Source organism: Streptomyces sp. R-74717, assembly GCF_047305335.1.
GTDB lineage: Bacteria > Actinomycetota > Actinomycetes > Streptomycetales > Streptomycetaceae > Streptomyces > Streptomyces atratus.
In genome coordinates, this window is the sequence record NZ_CP102361.1 from 3,007,320 (window position 1) to 3,027,840 (window position 20,521).

Sequence of the window (20,521 nt, forward strand, 5' to 3'; positions counted from 1 at the left end):
GTCCCTCAGCGGCAATGGCCTCCTCGTCAGTTCTGCGGTCGTACGGCATGTGTGCGGCCGACGACTGCACCAGACCCTATCGGGGTCCACCGTTGTTCGCGGACGGACTCAGATGCCGACCTTGATGCGCGAGAAGCGCTTCAGGGTGACACCGGCCTCGTCCAGAACCTTCTGGACGGACTTCTTGTTGTCCTTGGCGAACGCCTGCTCCAGGACGACGACGTCCTTGAAGAAGCCGTTGACGCGACCCTCGACGATCTTCGGAAGGGCGGCCTCGGGCTTGCCCTCCTCGCGAGAGGTGGCCTCGGCGACACGACGCTCGTTCTCGACCGTCTCGGCCGGGACCTCGTCGCGGTTGAGGTACTTCGGGGCGAAGGCGGCGATGTGCTGCGCAACGTCCTTGGAGACCTCGGCGTTCTCCTTGTCCAGCTCGACGAGCACGCCGACCTGCGGCGGAAGGTCGGGCATGGTGCGGTGCATGTACGCAGCCACGTAACCGCCGGTGAACTGCGCGAAGCGGTCCAGGACGATCTTCTCGCCGAGGTTGGCGTTGGCCTCGTCGACGTACGCCTGGACGGTCTTGCCTGCCTCGATCTCGGAGGCGAGCAGCGTGGCCAGGTCGGCCGGCGAGGTCGCGGCGACGTGGGCGGCGAGCGCGTTGGCGACGGCCAGGAACTTCTCGCCCTTGGCTACGAAGTCCGTCTCGCACTTCAGCTCGAGCAGAACGCCGGAGGTCTTGTCCTCGGAGATGAGGGAGACGACGGCGCCGTTCTCGGCAGAACGGCCCTCGCGCTTGGCGACGCCCTTCTGACCCTTGATACGGAGCGCCTCGACGGCCTTGTCGACGTTGCCCTCGGCCTCGTCGAGCGCCTTCTTGCAGTCCATCATGCCGGCGCCGGTCAGCTCGCGGAGCTTCTTGACGTCAGCGGCGGTGTAGTTCGCCATGAGTCTGTGTTTCTCTCTCGAAGTCTGAAAGATCTACGGGTGGACGGCGGGGGCGGTGCTCGTGGCACCGGCCCCCGCCGTCATTCAGCCGTGACGGAGGTGTCAGGCCTGCTCGGCGTCCGCGGCCGGAGCCTCGGCAGCGGGGGCCTCGGCAGCGGGGGCCTCGGCAGCGGGGGCCTCGGCAGCGGCCTCGGCCGGCGTCTCGGCGGCGTCCGCGACCTTCTCGGCCTCGGCAGAGGTCTGCACCTCGGTGTCGGCCTTCTTGTCGCCCTCGAGCAGGTCGCGCTCCCACTCGGCGAGCGGCTCGCCGGCGGCCTTCTCGCCCGGCTTCGAGTCACCGGTGGCGGCACCGGAACGGGCGATGAGGCCCTCGGCGACGGCGTCGGCGATCACGCGGGTGAGCAGGGTGACGGAGCGGATCGCGTCGTCGTTGCCCGGAATCTTGTAGTCGACCTCGTCGGGGTCGCAGTTGGTGTCGAGGATCGCGACGACCGGGATGTGGAGCTTGCGCGCCTCACCGACGGCGATGTGCTCCTTCTTGGTGTCGACGATCCAGACGGCGCTCGGCACCTTCTGCATCTCGCGGATACCACCGAGGGTCTTCTCCAGCTTGGCCTTCTCGCGGGAGAGAACCAGGAGCTCCTTCTTGGTGAGGCCGGAGGCGGCCACGTCCTCGAAGTCGATGAGCTCGAGCTCCTTCAGACGCTGAAGGCGCTTGTAGACGGTGGAGAAGTTGGTGAGCATGCCACCGAGCCAACGCTGGTTGACGTACGGCATGCCGACGCGCGTCGCCTGCTCGGCGATGGCCTCCTGGGCCTGCTTCTTGGTACCGACGAACATGATGGAGCCGCCGTGGGCGACGGTCTCCTTGACGAACTCGTAGGCGCGGTCGATGTACGACAGCGACTGGAGCAGGTCGATGATGTAGATGCCGTTGCGCTCGGTGAAGATGAAGCGCTTCATCTTCGGGTTCCAGCGACGGGTCTGGTGACCGAAGTGGACGCCGCTTTCCAGCAGCTCCCGCATCGTGACGACGGCCATGGCCGTACTCCTTGAGGTGCTCGGTTGTCGCGACCGCAGGATTGCTGTCGCGCCTGACGCCCCGACGCGCCGTGCCACAAGGGACCGAGGAGCGCGGCCACCATCCGCAGAGAGGGAGGGGGCGGGGCGTGCGAAGTCGACCCGGTGACCCGGATCGCCATAGGAAGTGTACGGGACAGCTCGGGTGCCGGGTGACGGCGCTGTCCACAACCGGTCGGTAGTCCACAGATCCGGTTCATGATCCCCGCGATTCCGAGCGGTGCGGGACGGTTCTGCCATGCGATGCACACCGGATTCGATCGTTTCCCTTTTCAGGCGCAGATTCCGCTTCTGCGACGCCGCGCTCGTGGCGGTGCCGGCCCTTCTCGCAGCGCTGTGCGGCGCGCCGGTCGCGGCAGCCGAAGAGCCGGCACCCGCGCCTGCTCCCTCACCGGCGCCCCGGCCGGACGGTGCCCGGTTGTGGCCCCTTTCCGGGCGGCCCGCCGTCGTGCGGGGATGGGAGCCGCCGGCCAGCGCCTACGGACGGGGCCACCGCGGGGTGGATCTCGCCGCAGAGCAGGGCACGGCGGTGCTCGCCGCGGCCTCGGGCCGGGTCTCGTTCGCAGGGCGTGTGGCGGGGCGCGGGGTGGTGGCGATCGAGGTGGCCGGGACCGGCGATCCGCCGCTGCGGACCACGTACGAGCCGGTGCGCGCGCTGGTCGCGAAGGACGAGAAGGTGACCGCAGGACAAGCAGTGGCGGTCGTGGAGGCGGGGCCCTTCCACTGCGCATCGGGCTGTCTGCACTGGGGACTGCGGCGCGGCGACGCATATCTGGATCCGCTGTCGCTGCTGCCGCCGGAGCTGCTGCGACGGGGGCCGTCCCGGCTGCTGCCGGTGTTCGGCGTGCCGGAGCCCCGCCCCTCGGCCGAGGGGGCCGGGGACGGACTCGCCGCCCCCGGCATTCTGTTCGTCGTTGCCGCGGCACGGCCCCGACGTCAGTCCTGTACGCCCTGTACGCCTCGCAGGACCATGGCGACGGCGGTGTCCGCGATCACGGCCGGTTCCTCCGCCACGCCGAGTTCGATACGCCGCACCGCGGCGTCCACCGAGCCCTGCAGCAGCATCGCCGCCAGCCTCGGCTGCTCGTGGCCGAGATCGCCGAGCGCCTCGACGATCATGGCGATCAGCCCGCCGTGCGCGGCCCGGATCTTCTCGCGTGCGCCCGCGTCCAGCTCGCTCGCCGAGATCGCGACGACCGCCCGGTGGCGGCGGTCTCCGACGAGGTCGAGCTGCCGGCGTACGTAGGCCTCGATCTTTCCCACGGGCGTGATGGCCTGTTCCATCGCGTTCTCGACTTCGGCCGCCCAGACGGGGAAGTCGACGGCGCAGAGCTCTTCGACGACGGCCGCACGGGAGCGGAAGTACTCATAGACGGAGGACCGGGCGAGGCCCGTGCGTTCGGCGAGGGCGGGGAAGGTCAATGCCTCCGTACCCCCCTCGGACAGCAGGGAGCGGGCGGCGTCCAGGAGGGCGCCGCGCTGCATGGTCCGGTGCTCGGCCACCGAGGCCGCTCGAATCCTGGGCACGCATCCACTCTACGGCGACCGGTGTTCGAGAGGGCGGGTGCGGCCCCGATCAGTGGCCGAAGCAGCCATGGCCGGCGGCGGCCACCGGTGGTATCAGCGTCCGGCGTCGGCCAGTTTCGCGCGCAGTTGCAGCACCGACTTGGTGTGGATCTGGCTCACACGGCTCTCGGTCACCCCGAGCACATTGCCGATCTCGGCGAGGGTGAGGCCTTCGTAGTAGTACAGCGTGACGACCGTCTTCTCGCGTTCCGGAAGCGTATTGATCGCCCTGGCGAGCAGCCGTCTGAGCTCACGGTCCTCGGCGACCTCCACCGGATTGTCGGCGGCGGTGTCCTCCAGCGTGTCCATCAGGCTCAGCCGGTCACCGCCCTCGCCGCCGACATGCAGCAGTTCCTCCAGCGCGACCACGTTCGCCAGCGACAACTGGCTGAAAACCGCGTGCAGTTCCTCCAGTGCGATGCCCATCTCCGCAGCGACCTCCGGCTCGGAAGGGGTGCGTCGCAGTTGCGCCTCAAGCGTGGCATAGGCGCGTTCCACGGCCCGCGCCTTCTGGCGCACCGAGCGTGGAATCCAGTCCAGCGCGCGGAGTTCGTCGATCATCGCGCCACGGATGCGGGTGATCGCGTACGTCTCGAACTTGATCGCGCGCTCGATGTCGAACTTCTCGATCGCGTCGATCAGTCCGAACACCCCTGAGGAGACGAAGTCCGCCTGCTCGACATTGGAAGGCAGGCCCACACTCACCCGGCCCGCGACGTACTTCACCAACGGCGAGTAGTGCAGGATCAGCTGCTCCCGCAGCCGCTCGTCGCCCGTGGACTTGTATGAACGCCACAACTCGTCGAGCGAGGAGGGGGCAGGGGGGCGCACAGTGCCACGCGCAGCCGGTGGTACTGCCGCACGGTCAGACCCGGAGGTGTGCTGGGGCATGTGGTGCCTTGAGCCGTTCTGCTGTGAAGTGCTGGGGGACTTGTGTCTGAGTCGGAATTCATGTGAGCGTAGCGTGACTGAGGCGTCGCGGTCCGCGCAGGACAGTGGATCGGCGCAGTGCGATTCCGGCCGATCGAACATGACTGAGGTCCGGGGCCGTCGCCACGTGCGTCGGCCCCGGAGGCGTCGCTGAAGGATCCGCCGAGGTCATCGGCATCACCTTTTCACCCGAATGCTCCAGGTCAAGTACCGCCTCGCCGCGCGTCGCCATTGCATGTCGGTCTCGGCGTCAACCGCCATCCATCGCCATCGCGTTCGACGAACCCCAGTGAGTGCAGTTCGTACAGTCTGCCGAGCGCCTCATCGATGCTGGTTCCCGCGCCGCGGGCCACATCGCGCCCGCCGACGGCGCCGCGGGACGGCAGCGCGTCGAGAACCCTGGCGGAGACCGCGTCCAACAGGTCCCTGGGGCGTACGGGGCCGCGTCTGGCCGGAGCGAGTTCGCCGATGTCCCCCACCAGTTCGGCGACTTCCGAGGCATCCGTCACCAGGATGCCCTCCCCGCGAAGGAGTTCATGGACTCCTGCTGACAACCCACTGGTGGCGGGGCCCGGCACGCCCATGGTGAAGCGGCCGAGCCGCTGCGCACTGCGTGCGGTGACCAGCGAACCGCTGCGGTATTCGGCCTCGACCACGACCGTCCCGCGCGTCAACGCGGCGATGACCCGGTTCCGCAGAATGAATCTGCTGCGGGTCGGATGATCGGACGGTGGTAATTCGCCGATGACGAGCCCCTGTTCCGCCATGCGTCCGATCAGTTCGGCATGTCCCCGGGGATAGGCGACGTCCACCCCGCAGGCCAGGACCGCCATCGTCGCCCCGTCAACGGCGAGCGCGCCACGATGGGCTGCCCCGTCCACCCCGAACGCCGCTCCCGACACGACCACCCACCCCAGCTCCGCGAGCCCCGCGCCGAGACTCGCCGCCATATGGGATCCGTACGGTGTGCAGGCACGGCTGCCGACCACGGCGACCGAGCGCAGCGCCCAGAGCCGCAGATCGCGCGGCCCCCGCACCCAGAGACCGGTCGGCCTGGCGTCTGCAAGGTCGTCGAGCTGGCTGGGCCATTCCCGGTCGCCGGGGCAGACGAACCGCCCGCCGAGCACGGCGACCGCCGCCAGGTCCCGCTCGGGCTCGGCACTCTCGGCCCGTAACCGGTATCCGTCCAGACGTTTCGGAGTCATTCCGCTCAGCCGCTCCGCGGCCCCGTCCCTGGTGGTGATCCGCCGTAACAGTTCAACGGCACCGACCTCGCGCAGCCAGCGGCCTCCACGCTCGTCCCCCGGCTCCAGGATGCGGGTCAGCGCAGCCCGCGCCAGCCGTTCCCGATCGCTCACCGCCACCCCCGGCCCCGCGCCCCGCTCCGGGGCCCGGGCCGGAAGGCACCCCCGTTCCTGCCCCTGCCCGGGGTCCGCCCGCGGATTCATGACGCTCCTGCCTTCGTCAAGGCGCCCCGTGGGATCCCGGTCCGCAGTTCCAGCGCCACCGCGATGTCGGAGGCGTCCGGGCGGTCGGCACCGCGCAGATCGGCGACCGTCCACGCCACCCTGAGCACCCGGTCCAGGCCCCGTGCGGTGAGCGCGCCCCGCTCCATGTCCCGTTCGGCCTCCATCAGCGCGCCCGGCGCCGCGACCAGCCGGGTCCGCAACTCATGTCCGGGAACCTCGCTGTTGGTGGTCCACACGGTGCCGGCCAAGCGGTCCGCCGCCCGCGCCCTGGCCTCCCGGACCCGGGCCGCGACAGTGGCCGTCGACTCACCCCTGCCGCCCTGCCCCATCAGGTCCTCGCGCCTGACCGGGTCGACAACCACCCTCAGATCCACTCGGTCCAGCAACGGCCCGGAGAGTCTCGCCTGATAGCGCCGGACCGTCGAGGGCGCGCACTCGCAACCGGCACCGCTGAGGGTGTGCCGGCCGCAGGGGCAGGGATTGGCGGCCAGGACCATCAGGAATCTGGCGGGCAGCCGCACCACCCCGGCGCTGCGTGCCACCACCACATGCCCCGACTCCAGCGGCTGGCGCAGCGCGTCCAGCACCCGCACGGAGAATTCCGGCGCCTCGTCCAGAAAGAGAATCCCCCGGTGGGCCAGAGAGACCGCACCGGGCCGCGGCAGCCCGTTGCCCCCGCCCACCAGCGACTGCATGGTCGCCGAGTGGTGCGGTGCGCAGTACGGCGCACGGGTGACCAGTGGTTCCCCCGGCGGCAGAATGCCTGCCACCGAGTGCACCGCGGTGACTTCCAGGGACTCCTTCCTGGTCAGCGTCGGCAGAATCGCCGGCAGCCTTTCGGCCAGCATGGTCTTGCCGGCGCCCGGCGGTCCGGAGAGCAGCAGATGGTGACCGCCCGCCGCGGCAACCTCCAGCGCCTTGCGGGGCCGCTCCTGCCCCGCCACATCCGCCAGATCCGGTGGGTTGCCATCACCCTGTCCGGGCACCCGGGCGAGCCCGGTGCCGATACCCGCGCCGGGCACCATCAGCCCGGCCAGCATGGTGTCGGGGCGCCCCTCGTCGTGAGCCTGCCGCTCGTCCGGCACCGGCTCGTCGCAGAGCACCGCGATCAGCTGCCGCAGGCTCCGTACCCCGAGGACCGAGACCCCGGGCACCAGCGCCGCCTCCCCCGCGGTCTGCTCGGGCACGACGACCTGGCGGTACCCGGCCTCCGCCGCGGCGAGCACGGCAGGCAGCACGCCGCGAACCGGCCGCACCCGGCCGTCCAGCCCGAGCTCACCGATCATCACCACATCGGCGATGGAGGCCGGGTCGATCCGCTCGGCCGCGCCCAGCACCGCACAGGCAACCGCCAGATCGAAACCGGAGCCGCCCTTGGGTACGGAGGCCGGTGACAGGCCCACCGTGAGTTTCTTCTGCGGCCACTCGGCCCCGGAGTTCACAACCGCGGCCCTGACCCGGTCCCGGCTCTCCACCAGGCTCTTGTCCGGCAGCCCCACCAGGGTGAATGCGGCCACCCCCGCCTCCAGGTCCGCCTGGACCTCCACCACCACACCCTCGACGCCGACGAGCGCCACCGAACACGCCCGCGCGAACCCCATCAGGCCACCCCCCGCGCATGCTGGGCGACGGGCGCTCCGCGCCTGGGCAGCACCACGCCGACCAGGTCGATCCGGACCCCACCGGGCGGCGGGCCGCCGTGCCGGTGGAGCCAGATCCCGGCCAGCCGTCGCAGCCGCTCCGCCTTGACCGGTGTGACGGCTGCCATCGGATGCTCGAAGGCACCCGCCCTGCGGGTCTTCACCTCGCACACCACGAGTGCGTCGCCGTCCATCGCGACGATGTCGATCTCACCGGCACGACAGCGCCAGTTCCGTTCCAGTACGGCCATGCCGGCGTCGGTCAGCAGCCGCGCCGCCAGATCCTCGCCGTACCGCCCGAGTGCCCCCCGTGCGTTCATATCGGCACCACCTCCGACACCGACTCTGACGCGTCCGGTCCCAGCTGGTGGATCTTGGTGGACAACTTCGGGATTGTGGATAACTCAGCCACCCGGAAGTGGGAATCCATCCCCCTGAAGAGCACGTGGAGCGGGCTCAGCCACCCGGAAGTTCGAGATCGCTCTTGTTGAGCTCCTCGATGTTGACGTCCTTGAACGTCAGCACCCGTACCTGCTTGACGAACCGTGCGGGCCGGTACATGTCCCAGACCCAGGCGTCCGCCATGGATACTTCGAAAAACACCTCACCCTGAACCGAGTGCACCTGCATCTCGTAGTCGTTGGTGAGGTAGAAGCGCCGTTCGGTCTCGATCACATATTTGAACAGACCGACGACATCTCGGTACTCCCGGTAGAGCTTCAGCTCCATCTCGGTCTCGTACTTTTCGAGGTCCTCGGCGCTCATTGGCATGTTCCCCTTCAGCCGTGCGTGCCCCCATTGTGCGCCAGGCTGCGGCGCCCCTGGGCGCTTAGGCGATTTCGGGGGCGAGAACCAGTGGCGTACGCGGAGGACCCTCGTCGAGCAGCGTGCACAGCAACTCGGCGAGTCTGGTCGGGTACACCGTCTCACGCGCCACCGACAGTTCGGCGGAGGTCCACCACCTCAGACCCGCGACGCTGCGCTGCTCCAGCCCGGTCAGCCCACTGGTATCGGTGACGGTCTGCGTCGTACGTGCCAGGAAGTACCACTCGTCCTGGTTCCAGCGGCGCCCGTCGAACGGGAACGAGCACATCCGCTGCCAGAGCAGCGGGCCCAGCTCGACATCGGTGATCCCGGTCTCCTCCGCGAGCTCCCGCAGCGCGGCCTGTTCCCGGGTCTCGTCGCCCTCCAGACCGCCACCGGGGGTGAACCACCAGGTGCTCTCGGGGTCCTCCGGCTCGAACCCATGTATCAGGAGAATGCGGTCGTCGGAGTCCAGGAGCACCACCCTGGCGACCTTCCGCTCCTCAACGCGCACCGGCAGGCACCCTTTCGCTCCTGTTCCGTGCCGACCGCGCGGACCGTGCCGCGATCGGGCCGTATGCGGCACCGACGAGGATGAGCACCATACCCACCACCACGGCCCCGAGCTGCAGCCGCAGCGGTCCGGGCGACGACACCCCACCGGGGAAGGAGGCGAAGGTCTGCGGCCGTCCGACCATGCCGCCCAGCGGCCAGGCGATGGCGTCCACCCGGGCCTGCACCGCGCTGCGCGGCACGGAGCCCTGTCCCGGGTCGTCCAGGTGGACCCGGGAGTCCAGCGAGGCGCTGCGCTCGTCCCCGAGCAGGAAGAGCTGCCCCTTGGGAACATCCGCGGTGAAGTCGTTCGCCGAGGCGAGGCCCTTGGTCTGCAGATACGGTTCCTCAATGGGCTTGCCATTGACGGTGAGCCGGCCCTTGTCGCAGCAGGCGATCTTGTCTCCGCCGATCCCGACGACCCGCTTCACCATCGGCATGTCACCCCACACCGGATCGGTGAAGACCACCACGTCGCCCCGGTGCACCTCGCTGCCGTCGATCCGCTGTGCGAGTACCCGGTCGCCCGCGTGCACCGTCGGTGTCATCGACTCGGTCGGCACGGTGTACGGCTTGTACACCACGGCTCCCCAGGCGAAGCCGCCGAGGAAGAGCACACAGCCGACGGCCACGGCCAGCCCCGACAGCATGCTGCCGAGCCGGCCGTGGCCGTCATCCGTACGTCCTGTTCCACTCATCCCAGCGTCCCCCACCTCGGAGATCGACAATCGCTGATCCGAGTCGGCACCCTACCCGGCGGTACGCTCGCTGGTCAGCCTCCTGCGACGCCACAACACGAGGGGCAGCGCTCCGGCTACACCGAGTGCTCCCGGAGCCAGGCCCATCGCCGTATTGATCCCCGACTGGTCGTTGATCCCCGGCTGGTCGAAGGTCTTCGGAACGGGCAGGGTCGCCCAGCGGTTGATCGGCCACGCCACAACGATGGCCCGGCCGACGACCTCGTCGTTGGAGACCGTGCCGCCCCCCGGCAGCTCTTGGTGGTAGCGGGAGTCGAGGGAGTTCTGGCGGTGGTCGCCCATCACCCAGATCCGACCCTCGGGCACCTTGATCGGGCCGAACGGCTCGTCATTGCAGGGGGTGTTTCCCGGGAAGATGTACGACTGGTCGTCCAGTGCCTTGCCATTGACGATGACCGGGCCGTTCTTCTTGCACTCCACCGTGTCGCCGCCGACTCCGACGACCCGCTTGATCAGGTCCTTCTCCTCGACGGACGGCATCAGCCCGATGAAGCTGAGGAACTTCTGCACGACATTCGGATTGGGTGTCTGGGTGTCCTCCAGCCAGCCGCCCGGGTCGTGGAAGACCACGACCTCGCCGCGCTTGGGCTCCGCGCCGAACCAAGGGGTCAGCTTGTCGACCAGCACGCGGTCGCCCCGCTGGAGCGTGTTCTGCATCGAGTCCGAGGGGATCGAGAACGCCTGCACCAGAAACGTCTTGATCAGCAGCGCGAGAACAAGCGCGATGCCGATGAGCAGGGGCAGCTCCTTCCAGAAGGAGCGTGGCTTCTTCTGGGACGTACTACCGCCGTTCGGAGAGTCGCCGTCACCCTCCGCGTTGTCCGCCGCCCCGGCGGACTCGACGTTCTCCGGATTGTCCGGCCGGTCCTCGGGTTCGTCGTGTCCGGATCGTGCGCCGACCGCCAAATCCCCCACATCCACTCCTTACTCCGTGCCACCGCCTGCGCCCTAGCCGGTGCAGGCCCACCACTCCCATAACGAGCGGGAGTTCCGCAGGGGTCGGGAGAGGGATCATTCCGTTGGGATCCTTGGACGACACACTATTCGACGGGCCCGACGCAGCAGCCGTCCCGGCGCGCGCGTCAGGGACCGAGTCGAATGTCGCCGGTTCCTCCAGTTTTCGCCAGTGCCCGAAGGGCCAGGCAATCACCACGGCCCGTCCCACGACCTCGTTCTCGGAAACCGTGCCGTGCTCCGGCTCGTCCAGGTGATAGCGCGAATCGGCCGAATTGGACCGATGGTCACCCATCACAAAGATCCGGCCGGCCGGAACCTTTACCTCGAATTTGATGAGGGAGGGCGGATTACCGGGATGCAGATACGGCTCGTCCAACGGTACGCCGTTGACGGTGATCCGGCCGTCCTTGTCGCAGCACTTCACCGTGTCGCCGCCGACCGCGACCACCCGCTTGATCAGATCCTGTTCGTCGTCGGATGGCAGCAGCCCGATGAAGGTCAGTGCCTCCTTCACCTGCTTGACGACGACGGGCGAGTCCTTCTTTCCGACGTCCTCCTGCTTCAGCCAGCCACCCGGGTCCTTGAAGACGACGACATCGCCGCGCTGAGGCCTGGAGCCGAACCAGGGCGTCAGCTTGTCCACGAGTACCCGGTCACCGATCCGGATGGTCTGCTCCATCGACCCCGACGGGATCACGAAGGCCTGCACCAGGAAGGTCTTGAGCACGAGCGCGATCAGCAGCGCCACGGTGATGAGAAGGGGGATCTCCCGCACGGCCGACCTGCGCCGCCGCCGCTTGACCTTGCGGGCCAGCTTGCGCCGTTCCGCCCTGGTCGGCAGTGAGCGCGCGGCAGCCGGCCGGCTGCCGGTCGGCAGCGGTATCTCGGCGTCGGACCCGTCCTGCCGCCGCCCGCGGTTACCCATGGGCCCCGCCCGTCGCCCGTACGCCGGCGAAGACGGCACTGTCCGGCAGCGAGCCCAGCCGGCCCAGCGGCCAGCCGATCCAGTCCACCCTGCCGATCACCATGTCGACCGGGACCATGCCACCGCCCGGCTCTCCCAGGTGGTCACGCGAGTCGCGGGAATTGCTGCGGTGGTCGCCCATCATCCACAGCGTGCCGTCGGGCACGACGATGTCGAAGCGCACCCCGGACGGCGCATCTCCCGGATACAGGTAGCCCTCGTCGACCGGCCGCCCGTTCACCTCGACCCTTCCGCGCCTGTCGCAGCAGACCACCCGGTCGCCTCCCACGCCCACCACCCGCTTCACGTAGTCGGTCTCGGCAGGCTCTGCCAGCCCCAGGGACGCTGCCACACCGTGCAGCAGCCCGGTGACGGGATTCTCCTGGGGAGCTTCCTGCACGAACGATCCGGTGCCGTCGAACACCACCACATCGCCGCGCTGCGGTACGGAGCCGAAGCGGTACGCCAGTTTATTGACCAGCACCCGGTCCCCCACTCGCAGTGTTGGCTCCATCGAGCCGCTGGGAATCAGGAAGGGCTGCACCACGAAGGCGCTGAGGAGCAGCACGAAGACCGAGCAGACGGCTCCGAGTGCGGCGGTCCGCCGCCACGAGATCGAGGCGGTCAACCGGTCCGGGATACGCGAGGAGCGCGGCCCCTCCTCCGACCCTGCTGCGGGTGCGGAGGAGCGGTCGCGCTCCGAGGGCTTGGCTTCCGTGTCCATCGGGGCCAGAGCTTATCCGGCCGTCCTGTGGACCTGGGAGTTAGCTCAGTTGTCGCGCTTCTCCTTGATCTTCGCGGCCTTGCCGCGCAGCTCACGGAGGTAGTACAGCTTGGCGCGACGGACGTCACCGCGGGTGACGAGCTCGATCTTCTCGAAGATCGGGCTGTGCACCGGGAAGGTGCGCTCGACGCCGACGCTGAAAGAGACCTTGCGGACCGTGAAGGTCTCGCTGACGCCCGAACCCTGGCGGCGGATGACTACGCCCTTGAACTGCTGGATACGGGAGCGGTTGCCCTCGATCACTCGGACGTGGACGTTGACGGTGTCACCGGGGCGGAACGCCGGGACGTCGGTACGCAGCGATGCGGCGTTGACGCCATCGAGCAGGGAAGCCATGTTGTCTGCTTTCTTCGCCGATGCCACAGGTCATCGACGGGAGATAGTAAGGAGATGGGGGCGCTGATCGCGTCGGGCGGGCGTCGTTCCCCCTGTGGCAGGGGCGCACACCGGACGTACAGCAGCGGCTTATTCTTCCACGGCCTCGGGCCTGCGCCAAAATCGGCCACCGGGTTCCGGCGACCACCCGAGGATGGAAAGGATCTCGCGGTCCTTCTTGTCGAAGCCGCTCGCCTCGCAGCGCTCGATGAGATCGGGCCGGTTGAGCGCGGTACGACGGAACGCCTCGTCCCGCCGCCAGCGTGCGATCTTCCCGTGGTGACCGCTGAGCAGGACGTCCGGGATGCCCCTGCCGCGCCACTCGGGCGGCTTGGTGTAGACGGGCCCCTCCAGCAGATTGGCCATCTCGCCGGGGGCGAAGGAGTCGTCCCGGTGCGATTCGGCGTTGCCGAGCACGCCGGGCAGCAGTCGGGCCACCGCCTCCGTGATCACCAGCACCGCGGCTTCCCCGCCGGCCAGCACATAGTCCCCGATGGACACCTCGACGACCGGCATGCGGGTCGCGTACTCGTCCATCACCCGCCGGTCGATGCCCTCGTAGCGGGCCGGCGTGAAGATCAGCCAAGGCCGCTCGGAGAGCTCGACGGCGAGCTCCTGGGTGAACGGGCGGCCGCTGGGCGTGGGCACCACGAGGACCGGGGAGTGCGCCCCGGCCTCGTACCCGCCCGCCAGGGCGTCGTCCAGCGCCTCGCCCCACGGCTCGGTCTTCATGACCATGCCGGGGCCGCCGCCGTACGGGGTGTCGTCGACCGTGTTGTGCCGGTCGTACGTCCAGTCCCGCAGGTCGTGCACGTGCACATCGAGGCGGCCGCGCGCGCGGGCCTTGCCGACGAGGGAGACGTTCAGCGGTTCCAGGTACTCCGGGAAGATCGTGACGACGTCGAGGCGCATCAGGCGTCCTTCCCGGACTCGGGCGCCTCGTCCTCGTCGCCCTCTTCGTCGCGCGAGGAGGCGATCACGGCCTGGCTCTCGTCGATCAGACCGGGCGGCGGGGTGATCACCGCGCGCTGCTCATCCAGATCGATCTCGGTGACGATCTCCTCGACGAACGGGATCATCACCTCGCTGCCGTCCGGCCGCTCGACGATGAAGAGATCCTGGGACGGCAGATGCGTGATCTCGGTGATCCGGCCGATCTCGGTGCCGTCGGCGAGGACCACGTCGAGGTCCATGAGCTGATGGTCGTAGAACTCCTCGGGGTCCTCGGGGAGTTCCGCCGGGTCGACCTCGGCGATCAGGAGCGTGTTGCGCAGGGCCTCGGCAGCCGTACGGTCGCGTACGCCCTCGAAGCGGAGCAGCAGCCGTCCGCTGTGCACCCGGCCGGTCTCGATCGTCAGCGGTCCGGCGGTGGCCGGTTCGGTGGCGAGTACGGCCCCGGGCGCGAGCCGCAGCTCCGGTTCGTCCGTACGCACCTCGACGGTGACCTCGCCCTTGATGCCGTGGGCACGGCCGATCCGCGCGACTACCAACTGCACCTTGTGTCTCTCCTGTCATACGACGACGGGCCGGGGCGGGCGCATGGCCCTCCCCGGCCCGTGCCGGTGTTCAACTCTGTCAGCGAACCTGATCCACATCGACGAGGTCGACACGGATGCCACGGCCGCCGATGGCGCCCACGACGGTACGCAGTGCGCGTGCGGTGCGGCCGTTGCGGCCGATCACCTTACCGAGATCGTCGGGGTGAACCCGGACCTCGAGTACGCGACCACGGCGCAGGTTGCGCGAGGCGACCTGCACATCGTCGGGGTTGTCGACGATGCCCTTCACGAGGTGCTCGAGAGCCTCCTCGAGCATGCTCAGGCCTCGGTCGACTCGGCGGGCGCAGCCGCGTCAGCAGCCTCGTCCGCCTTCTTGTCGGTCTTCTTCGCCTTCTGCGTGATGGCCTCGCCCTTGGACTCCTCGCCGGTGTCCTTGGCCAGGGCCTCGAACAGGGCGCGCTTGTCAGCCTTGGGCTCCGGCTGCAGCAGCGGCGCGGGGGCCGGAAGACCCTTGTGGGCCTGCCAGTCGCCGGTGAGCTTCAGGATCGCGAGAACCGGCTCGGTCGGCTGGGCGCCGACGGACAGCCAGTACTGCGCACGCTCCGAGTTGACCTCGATGCGCGAGGGGTTCTGCACCGGGTGGTACAGGCCGATCTCCTCGATGGCCCGGCCGTCACGGCGGGTACGGGAGTCGGCGACGACGATGCGGTAGTGAGGCGAACGGATCTTGCCCAGACGCTTCAGCTTGATCTTGACTGCCACGGAAGTGGTGTCTCCTGGTCTATGACGTGGTTGGGCACAACGAAGATGCCACGTGGGGTTGCGGTACTCGGGTGCCCGATGGACGCGTCAGCCGGAGGAGAGAGGGGTCCTATGCGACTGTCGAGTACAGCTAGCCATTGTGCCACACCACATCGCGTCACCCCACCGCGACCGCGGCTTCCGGGATACGGAACGGCTTTCCGCAGCCACCGCAGACGATCGGCGCCTGCGCCAGGACCGACGGGACGACTCGCACATTGCGTCCGCAGTCGCAGACGGCCTTGACGCGGACGCCTCCTCCGGAGGAGCCGTGCCGGGCGGCCGGGCCACGGAAGGAACGCTTGGTGTCGGCGGCGGTGGCGACCGTATGCGCCTTGAGGGCGCGCTGCAGCCGCTCGATCGTCGGGCGGTACCTGCGCTTGGCCTCGGGGTTGAGCGTGACCAGCGAGAAGCCACTGCTGGGGTGGGGCTCCTCGGCATGGTCGAGGCCCAGCTCCTCGGCGATCGCGAGGAATCGACGGTTGTGGTAACGGCCGGCTCGCGAGGTGTCGCGGACACCTCTCGCGGCGGCGATGCCATGGACTGCCTCGTGCAGCAGTCGTTCGAAGGAGAGCTCGGCGCCACAGGCGGACGAGGACTCTCCGATCAGGGACTCGGGCGCGGCTAGATCCGGCAGCTCGGGGTGGTACCGCTGAATGTCGGCCCACGCCTGCGCCAGCTCTGCGGCAAGTACAGGTGGTGTCGTGCTCACGTCGTGACAACGAGCGCGAGTGCCCAGGTGTTCCGATTCCGGGCCATCCCAAATAATTTGCACGTACCAGTCAGTTGCCGTTGATGCGTCCTGACGAGGGCGGGTGCGCAGATCTGCGGAGAAGTCTCACAGCTCACACCAAGGTGGTACGTAGCGGCCCGTACGCCCGGACGCGTAGGCGGCAACCGTACGCCGGAGTGCCGAGCGGCTCCGCGTCAGTACGCGCGGGCCACCAGGGCGACAGTACCGGGGGCGTCGTCCGCGTCCGGCACCGACCCGTCCTCGGCGACCAGACACCGCACGGACACCCCGTGCTCCGCGAGCCGGGCCTCCCCCGCCGCACCGAGGGCCGACCAGTCGATACGCGCCCAGCCGCCCGCGGCCGCCGCCTCCACGGCCTCGTCGACGGACGCGACCTCGCTGGTGGACGACTCGCGCCGGCTCCGGGACTCCCTCAGCAGCGTCGCCTGGTCCTCCTCGAGGACCGCCGGAAGCAGCGCGGGCAGGGCCCCGATCGCGACCGGTTCCTTCCCGCCGGGAATGCGCCGGGCCAGCATCGCGGTGCCGTTCTCCAGATCGCGCGGGCCGATCTCGATCCGTACCGGCACGCCCTTCAGTTCCCAGTCGACCGCGCGGCGGCCGAACGGGGTGTCGGTGCGGTCGTCGACCTCGGTCCTGATCCCCGCGGCGCGCAGCCGCTCCCCGATGGACCGGACCGCGGTCAGCACCGCTTCGTCCCCCTTGACCGCGAGGACGACCGCCTGGACGGGCGCGAGCCGCGGCGGCACCCGGAGGCCGTGATCGTCGCCGTGCGCCATGATCAGCCCGCCGACCATGCGCGTCGACGAGCCCCACGAGGTCTGCCAGACCAGTTCCTGCCTGCCTTCCCTGGACAGGTAGCTGGTGTGGAATGCCTTGGCGAAGTTGGTGCCGAGTTCATGGCTCGTACCCAACTGCAGGGCCTTGCCGTCCCGCATCATCCCTTCGAGCGTCAGGGTGTTGACGGCCCCGGCGAAGCGCTCGGCAGGGGTCTTGCGGCCGAGGACCACATCGATGCCCAGCACGTTGACCATGAAGTCCGCGTAGACGTCCCGGTGGATGTACGCCGCGTACTCCCGGGCCTCCTCGTAGGTGGCGTGGGCGGTGTGGCCCTCCTGCCAGAGGAATTCCGTCGTACGGAGAAAGACCCGCGGGCGCATCTCCCAGCGCACGACATTCGCCCACTGGTTGATCAGCAGCGGCAGATCCCGGTAGCTCTGCACCCATTTCGAGAAGTACTCATTGATGATCGTTTCGGACGTCGGCCGCACCACCACGGGCTCTTCGAGGTCTTTTCCACCGGCGTGGGTCACGACCGCGAGCTCCGGCTCGAAGCCCTCGACGTGCTCGGCTTCGCGTGTCAGGTAAGACTGGGGGATGAAGAGCGGGAAGTAGGCGTTCCGGGCGCCCGCCTGTTTGATACGGGCATCCATCTCCTGCTGCATCCGCTCCCACAGGCCGTATCCGTACGGCCGGATGACCATGGTGCCGCGCACCGGACCGTTGTCCGCGAGTTCGGCCTTGTTGATCAGATCCTGGTACCAGCGGGGAAAGTCCTCGGCCTGGGGCGTGAGAACGGGTGCCTTTGCCATGGCGCGCATCGTACGGCGATACCGCCCATCACACAGGGCGACGGGCCCTGCTTCCACGGGCCGTCCCCACGGGCGCACCACCGGAGCACGCAAGCATTGCCATCAGACCCCTGGACGCGGGCGCGGATGCGCAGTTCTCTGACATACGGGGGGAGCGGGCGCACACGCACAGGGAGACATCCACTCGGGGCACGACCGATCGGACATGACCGACCTCTCGGCGGATTGGGGCGCTTCCATGACACCAACGCTCGTCCGGCACCACAGCCACGCGCACACGGCCACCCCGGTGGACTCCGGTAACCGTGCCCGGGACTGGGCCGAGATTCAGGAGCGGATGCTCGCACCGCTGTACGAAGCGGTGTACGAGCGGCTCGAAGTGGGAAGCGGCACCCGGCTGCTCTCCCTCGGCTGCGGCTCCGGTCTCGCGCTGCTGATCGCGGCCGCGCGCGGGGCGCTCGTCACCGGCGTCGACACCGACGCCGAACGGCTGGCACTCGCCCGGGCCCGGCTGCTGCCCGGTCCGGGGAGCGACGCCGGGCCGCCGGCCGGGCATACGAGGCTCCTGGACGGCGATCCGTCCGCGGCCGCCCCTGCCGACGGAACGCCGTACAACCTGCTCACCGCGTTCACCCCGATCGGCTGCTCGTCCGGCGACGGGGAAGGGCTCGTGGACGCGCTGCGGTCCGCCGTACCGCTGGCCGCCCGGGGCAGCACGGTCGTACTGACCGGGTGGGGTCCGCCGGAGCGGTGCGCGACGGCGCCGGTGCTTCGGGTGGCGGGCCGGCTCTCCGACGGGTCGCAGGCGCCGCGCACGGGCGGCTGGCGGCCGTGGAGCCGGGACGATCTGGAAGAAGTGGCGTTCCGGGCCGGTCTGAATCCGGACGGCTCCGGCCGGGTCGCGTGCCCGTTCGGGTACGCGGACATGGACAGTGCGGTGCGGGGGCTGCTGTCGACGCGGCTCTTCGATACGGCGGTGCGCGCGACGGACCGGGACCAGGTGGCCAAAGAGGTCGCGGAGGCCCTGCATCCGCACCGGCGCCGGGACGGCACGATCTGGATGCCGAACGTCTTCCGCTATCTCGTGTGCACCACCTGAGCCATTCCGTGAACCTCGTATGCACCACCGGCCGCTACTTGCCCAGACGGGTGATGCCGGCCGCACGGTAGGCCGCGGCCTCGTCCAGCGTCTCGCTCTCCAGCAGCGCCGCGGCCAGCGAGTCCAGCCTGTCCCGGTTCTCGCCCAGGAGTCGGCACGCCACCTCGTAGCACTCGTCGACGATGCGCCGCATCTCGCCGTCCACCGCGTCGAGCGTCGCCGGGGCCGCCGACAGTCCGTACGCCTGCTGGGCATCGCTCGGGATCGCCGTCAGCCTGCCCACCCTGCGGCTCATGCCCCAGCGGCCGACCATGCCGCGGGCCAGGTTGGTGACCTGTTCCAGGTCGCTCTCCGCGCCGGTGGTGACCACGTCGAAGACCACCTGCTCGGCGGCCATGCCGCCGAGCGCACCGATGATACGGCCGCGCAGATACTCCTCGGTGTAGGAGTACTTGTCGGCGTCCGGCGTCGAGAGGGTGACGCCCAGGGCCCGGCCGCGCGGCACGATGGTGACCTTGCGGACCGGGTCGGCGCCCGGCTGGAGCATGCCGAGCAGGGCGTGCCCGCTCTCGTGGTACGCGGTCCTGCGGCGTTCCTCGTCCGACATGACCAGTGAGCGCTCCGCTCCCAGCTGGACCTTCTCCAGGGCGTCCGAGAGGTCGGACTGGCTGACCTCGGACTGCCGTCGCTTGACCGCGAGCAGCGCGGCCTCATTGGCCAGGTTGGCGAGATCGGCTCCCGTCATACCGGGGGTCGTACCGGCGACCTGGGCCAGGTTCACATCCTCGGCAAGCGGGATCTGCCGGGTGTGGATCTCCAGGATCGCCTCCCGGCCGCCTCTGTCCGGCGGGCTCACCTGAACGATCCGGTCGAAACGGCCGGGCCGGGTGAGGGCGGGGTCGAGGACGTCGGCGCGGTTGGTGGCAGCAAGGACGACGACGCCCTCCGAACCGGAGAAACCGTCCATCTCGGTGAGGATCTGGTTGAGCGTCTGCTCGCGCTCGTCGTGGCCGCCCATGCCGGAACCGCCGCCGCGGGCCCGGCCGATGGTGTCGATCTCGTCGATGAAGACGATGGCGGGGGCGACCTTGCGTGCCTCGGCGAAGAGTTCCCGCACCCGGCTCGCGCCGACGCCGACGATCATCTCGATGAATTCGGAGGCCGATGCCGAGAAGAACGGCACCCCGGCCTCACCCGCGACGGCCCGTGCGAGCAGTGTCTTGCCGGTGCCGGGCGGTCCCGCGAGGAGCACTCCCCCGGGCATCCGGGCACCCATCTTCCGGTACGCCTGCGGGTTCTTCAGGAAGTCCACGACGTCGTTGAGCTCGCCCTCGACCTCGTCGATCCCGGCCACGTCCTCGAAGGTGGTGCGCTTGGCGCCCTCCAACTCGACGGGCTTGGGCGGGGCCTTGCGCCCGAAGCCGCCCATCCCGCCGCCCATACCCCTGGACATCCGCCGGGCGATGAACACCCAGAGCAGGACGAGCAGCAGCATCGGGGCCAGCGAGATCAGCAGATTGGCGAGGAAGCTGCGCTGCTGGACGACCGGCTCGGCGGTGACCGTGACGTCGTCCTTGACCAGTTCGGCCCAGAGGTTGTCGTCCGCGAAGGCGGGCCGCTGAGTGACGAACTTGGTGTATTTCTTGTCGCTCCCCGGGACCTTCGCCTCCTTCTTGAGCTGCCCCTGGATGGCATCACCCTTGGAGTAGATCTTGGAGACATTGCCCGAGGTGACCTGTTTACTGAACTCCGTGTACGCGATCGTCCGCTCCTCCGCCCCGTTGAAGAAGGAGAGCACCAGATTGGCGATCAGATAGACGGCGAGCGCGGTCAGCAGCAGCCCGCCCCAGCCTCCCGGCATCTTGCGGCCCGGCGGCGGAGGCGGCGGTGCGCCCTCGGAACGCCACGGCTGATCGGTTCGATCGCGGGGAGGTACGGGGGTGGTCACGCGCGCT

22 protein-coding genes and 1 pseudogene are annotated in these 20,521 nt (G+C 69.3%); 2 read left to right on the forward strand and 21 right to left on the reverse strand.

The annotated features are described in order from the left end of the window. Positions 1-108 precede the first annotated feature (108 nt). Together tsf and rpsB are read right to left on the reverse strand one after the other, a co-directional pair. Positions 109-945 carry a translation elongation factor Ts gene (gene tsf / locus NRF20_RS13395; RefSeq protein WP_398630275.1) on the reverse strand — a complete coding sequence of 279 codons (837 nt, stop codon included), beginning with the start codon at positions 943-945 and terminating at the stop codon, positions 109-111. Between the two features lie 102 nt (positions 946-1,047). Further along, positions 1,048-1,986 (reverse strand): 30S ribosomal protein S2, encoded by a 939-nt coding sequence (rpsB, locus tag NRF20_RS13400; protein WP_413752627.1) that lies wholly within the window; start codon positions 1,984-1,986, stop codon positions 1,048-1,050. A 277-nt stretch (positions 1,987-2,263) separates the two neighbouring features. Between rpsB and NRF20_RS13405 the strand changes: the two are divergent. Further along, a pseudogene (locus NRF20_RS13405) lies at positions 2,264-2,881 on the forward strand (M23 family metallopeptidase); the annotation flags it as partial. Between the two features lie 80 nt (positions 2,882-2,961). Here NRF20_RS13405 and NRF20_RS13410 read toward each other — a convergent pair. The 18 genes from NRF20_RS13410 to proS all read right to left on the reverse strand — a co-directional run bounded on the left by NRF20_RS13410 (position 2,962) and on the right by proS (position 17,467). Next, positions 2,962-3,528: a TetR/AcrR family transcriptional regulator gene (locus NRF20_RS13410; protein ID WP_398630422.1), complete on the reverse strand. Its 567-nt coding sequence runs from the start codon at positions 3,526-3,528 to the stop codon at positions 2,962-2,964. Positions 3,529-3,645: 117 nt separating this feature from the next. Next, positions 3,646-4,482, reverse strand: coding sequence for an RNA polymerase sigma factor WhiG (gene whiG, locus NRF20_RS13415; protein ID WP_093899085.1), 837 nt, complete (start codon positions 4,480-4,482; stop codon positions 3,646-3,648). A gap of 242 nt (positions 4,483-4,724) precedes the next feature. Then, on the reverse strand, positions 4,725-5,969 hold the full coding sequence (gene dprA / locus NRF20_RS13420; protein WP_398630277.1) for a DNA-processing protein DprA: 1,245 nt from the start codon (positions 5,967-5,969) through the stop codon (positions 4,725-4,727). Next, complete coding sequence (locus NRF20_RS13425; protein ID WP_413752628.1) at positions 5,966-7,591, reverse strand: YifB family Mg chelatase-like AAA ATPase; 1,626 nt, start codon at positions 7,589-7,591, stop codon at positions 5,966-5,968. The genes dprA and NRF20_RS13425 overlap by 4 nt, the downstream gene beginning before the upstream one ends. After that, on the reverse strand, positions 7,591-7,950 hold the full coding sequence (locus tag NRF20_RS13430; protein ID WP_266357517.1) for a YraN family protein: 360 nt from the start codon (positions 7,948-7,950) through the stop codon (positions 7,591-7,593). The genes NRF20_RS13425 and NRF20_RS13430 overlap by 1 nt, the downstream gene beginning before the upstream one ends. A gap of 136 nt (positions 7,951-8,086) precedes the next feature. After that, a complete protein-coding gene (locus tag NRF20_RS13435) occupies positions 8,087-8,395 on the reverse strand; it encodes a DUF2469 domain-containing protein (protein ID WP_003965949.1) in 309 nt (102 codons plus the stop codon). Between the two features lie 64 nt (positions 8,396-8,459). After that, positions 8,460-8,948: an NUDIX hydrolase gene (locus tag NRF20_RS13440; protein ID WP_398630278.1), complete on the reverse strand. Its 489-nt coding sequence runs from the start codon at positions 8,946-8,948 to the stop codon at positions 8,460-8,462. Beyond that, positions 8,938-9,684, reverse strand: coding sequence for a signal peptidase I (lepB, locus tag NRF20_RS13445; protein ID WP_398630279.1), 747 nt, complete (start codon positions 9,682-9,684; stop codon positions 8,938-8,940). The genes NRF20_RS13440 and lepB (NRF20_RS13445) overlap by 11 nt, the downstream gene beginning before the upstream one ends. 51 nt (positions 9,685-9,735) lie before the next feature. Next, entirely contained in the window at positions 9,736-10,650 is a 915-nt protein-coding gene (lepB, locus tag NRF20_RS13450; RefSeq protein ID WP_398630423.1) for a signal peptidase I, read from the reverse strand. Beyond that, complete coding sequence (lepB, locus tag NRF20_RS13455; protein WP_398630280.1) at positions 10,550-11,626, reverse strand: signal peptidase I; 1,077 nt, start codon at positions 11,624-11,626, stop codon at positions 10,550-10,552. The genes lepB (NRF20_RS13450) and lepB (NRF20_RS13455) overlap by 101 nt, the downstream gene beginning before the upstream one ends. After that, on the reverse strand, positions 11,619-12,389 hold the full coding sequence (gene lepB / locus NRF20_RS13460) for a signal peptidase I (protein ID WP_398630281.1): 771 nt from the start codon (positions 12,387-12,389) through the stop codon (positions 11,619-11,621). The genes lepB (NRF20_RS13455) and lepB (NRF20_RS13460) overlap by 8 nt, the downstream gene beginning before the upstream one ends. Before the next feature lie 45 nt (positions 12,390-12,434). Next, the gene (gene rplS, locus NRF20_RS13465) at positions 12,435-12,785 is read right to left on the reverse strand and encodes a 50S ribosomal protein L19 (protein ID WP_093899094.1); all 351 of its coding nucleotides are present in this window, start codon (positions 12,783-12,785) and stop codon (positions 12,435-12,437) included. Positions 12,786-12,914: 129 nt separating this feature from the next. Continuing rightward, positions 12,915-13,736 (reverse strand): tRNA (guanosine(37)-N1)-methyltransferase TrmD, encoded by an 822-nt coding sequence (gene trmD / locus NRF20_RS13470; RefSeq protein WP_266357523.1) that lies wholly within the window; start codon positions 13,734-13,736, stop codon positions 12,915-12,917. After that, positions 13,736-14,320, reverse strand: a complete 585-nt coding sequence (gene rimM, locus NRF20_RS13475) for a ribosome maturation factor RimM (RefSeq protein ID WP_398630282.1) — start codon at positions 14,318-14,320, stop codon at positions 13,736-13,738. Before rimM ends, trmD begins: the two co-directional genes overlap by 1 nt. A gap of 79 nt (positions 14,321-14,399) precedes the next feature. After that, positions 14,400-14,639, reverse strand: coding sequence for an RNA-binding protein (locus NRF20_RS13480; protein WP_005311361.1), 240 nt, complete (start codon positions 14,637-14,639; stop codon positions 14,400-14,402). A 2-nt stretch (positions 14,640-14,641) separates the two neighbouring features. Continuing rightward, positions 14,642-15,085 carry a 30S ribosomal protein S16 gene (gene rpsP, locus NRF20_RS13485; protein WP_114246909.1) on the reverse strand — a complete coding sequence of 148 codons (444 nt, stop codon included), beginning with the start codon at positions 15,083-15,085 and terminating at the stop codon, positions 14,642-14,644. A gap of 157 nt (positions 15,086-15,242) precedes the next feature. After that, positions 15,243-15,836, reverse strand: coding sequence for a hypothetical protein (locus NRF20_RS13490; protein WP_030928573.1), 594 nt, complete (start codon positions 15,834-15,836; stop codon positions 15,243-15,245). Positions 15,837-16,051: 215 nt separating this feature from the next. Next, positions 16,052-17,467, reverse strand: coding sequence for a proline--tRNA ligase (proS, locus tag NRF20_RS13495; protein WP_398630283.1), 1,416 nt, complete (start codon positions 17,465-17,467; stop codon positions 16,052-16,054). Between the two features lie 238 nt (positions 17,468-17,705). Between proS and NRF20_RS13500 the strand changes: the two genes are divergently transcribed. Then, entirely contained in the window at positions 17,706-18,566 is an 861-nt protein-coding gene (locus tag NRF20_RS13500; RefSeq protein WP_398630284.1) for an SAM-dependent methyltransferase, read from the forward strand. A 34-nt stretch (positions 18,567-18,600) separates the two neighbouring features. Here NRF20_RS13500 and ftsH read toward each other — a convergent pair whose 3' ends face one another. Next, on the reverse strand, positions 18,601-20,514 hold the full coding sequence (gene ftsH, locus NRF20_RS13505) for an ATP-dependent zinc metalloprotease FtsH (protein WP_398630285.1): 1,914 nt from the start codon (positions 20,512-20,514) through the stop codon (positions 18,601-18,603). Positions 20,515-20,521 lie beyond the last annotated feature (7 nt).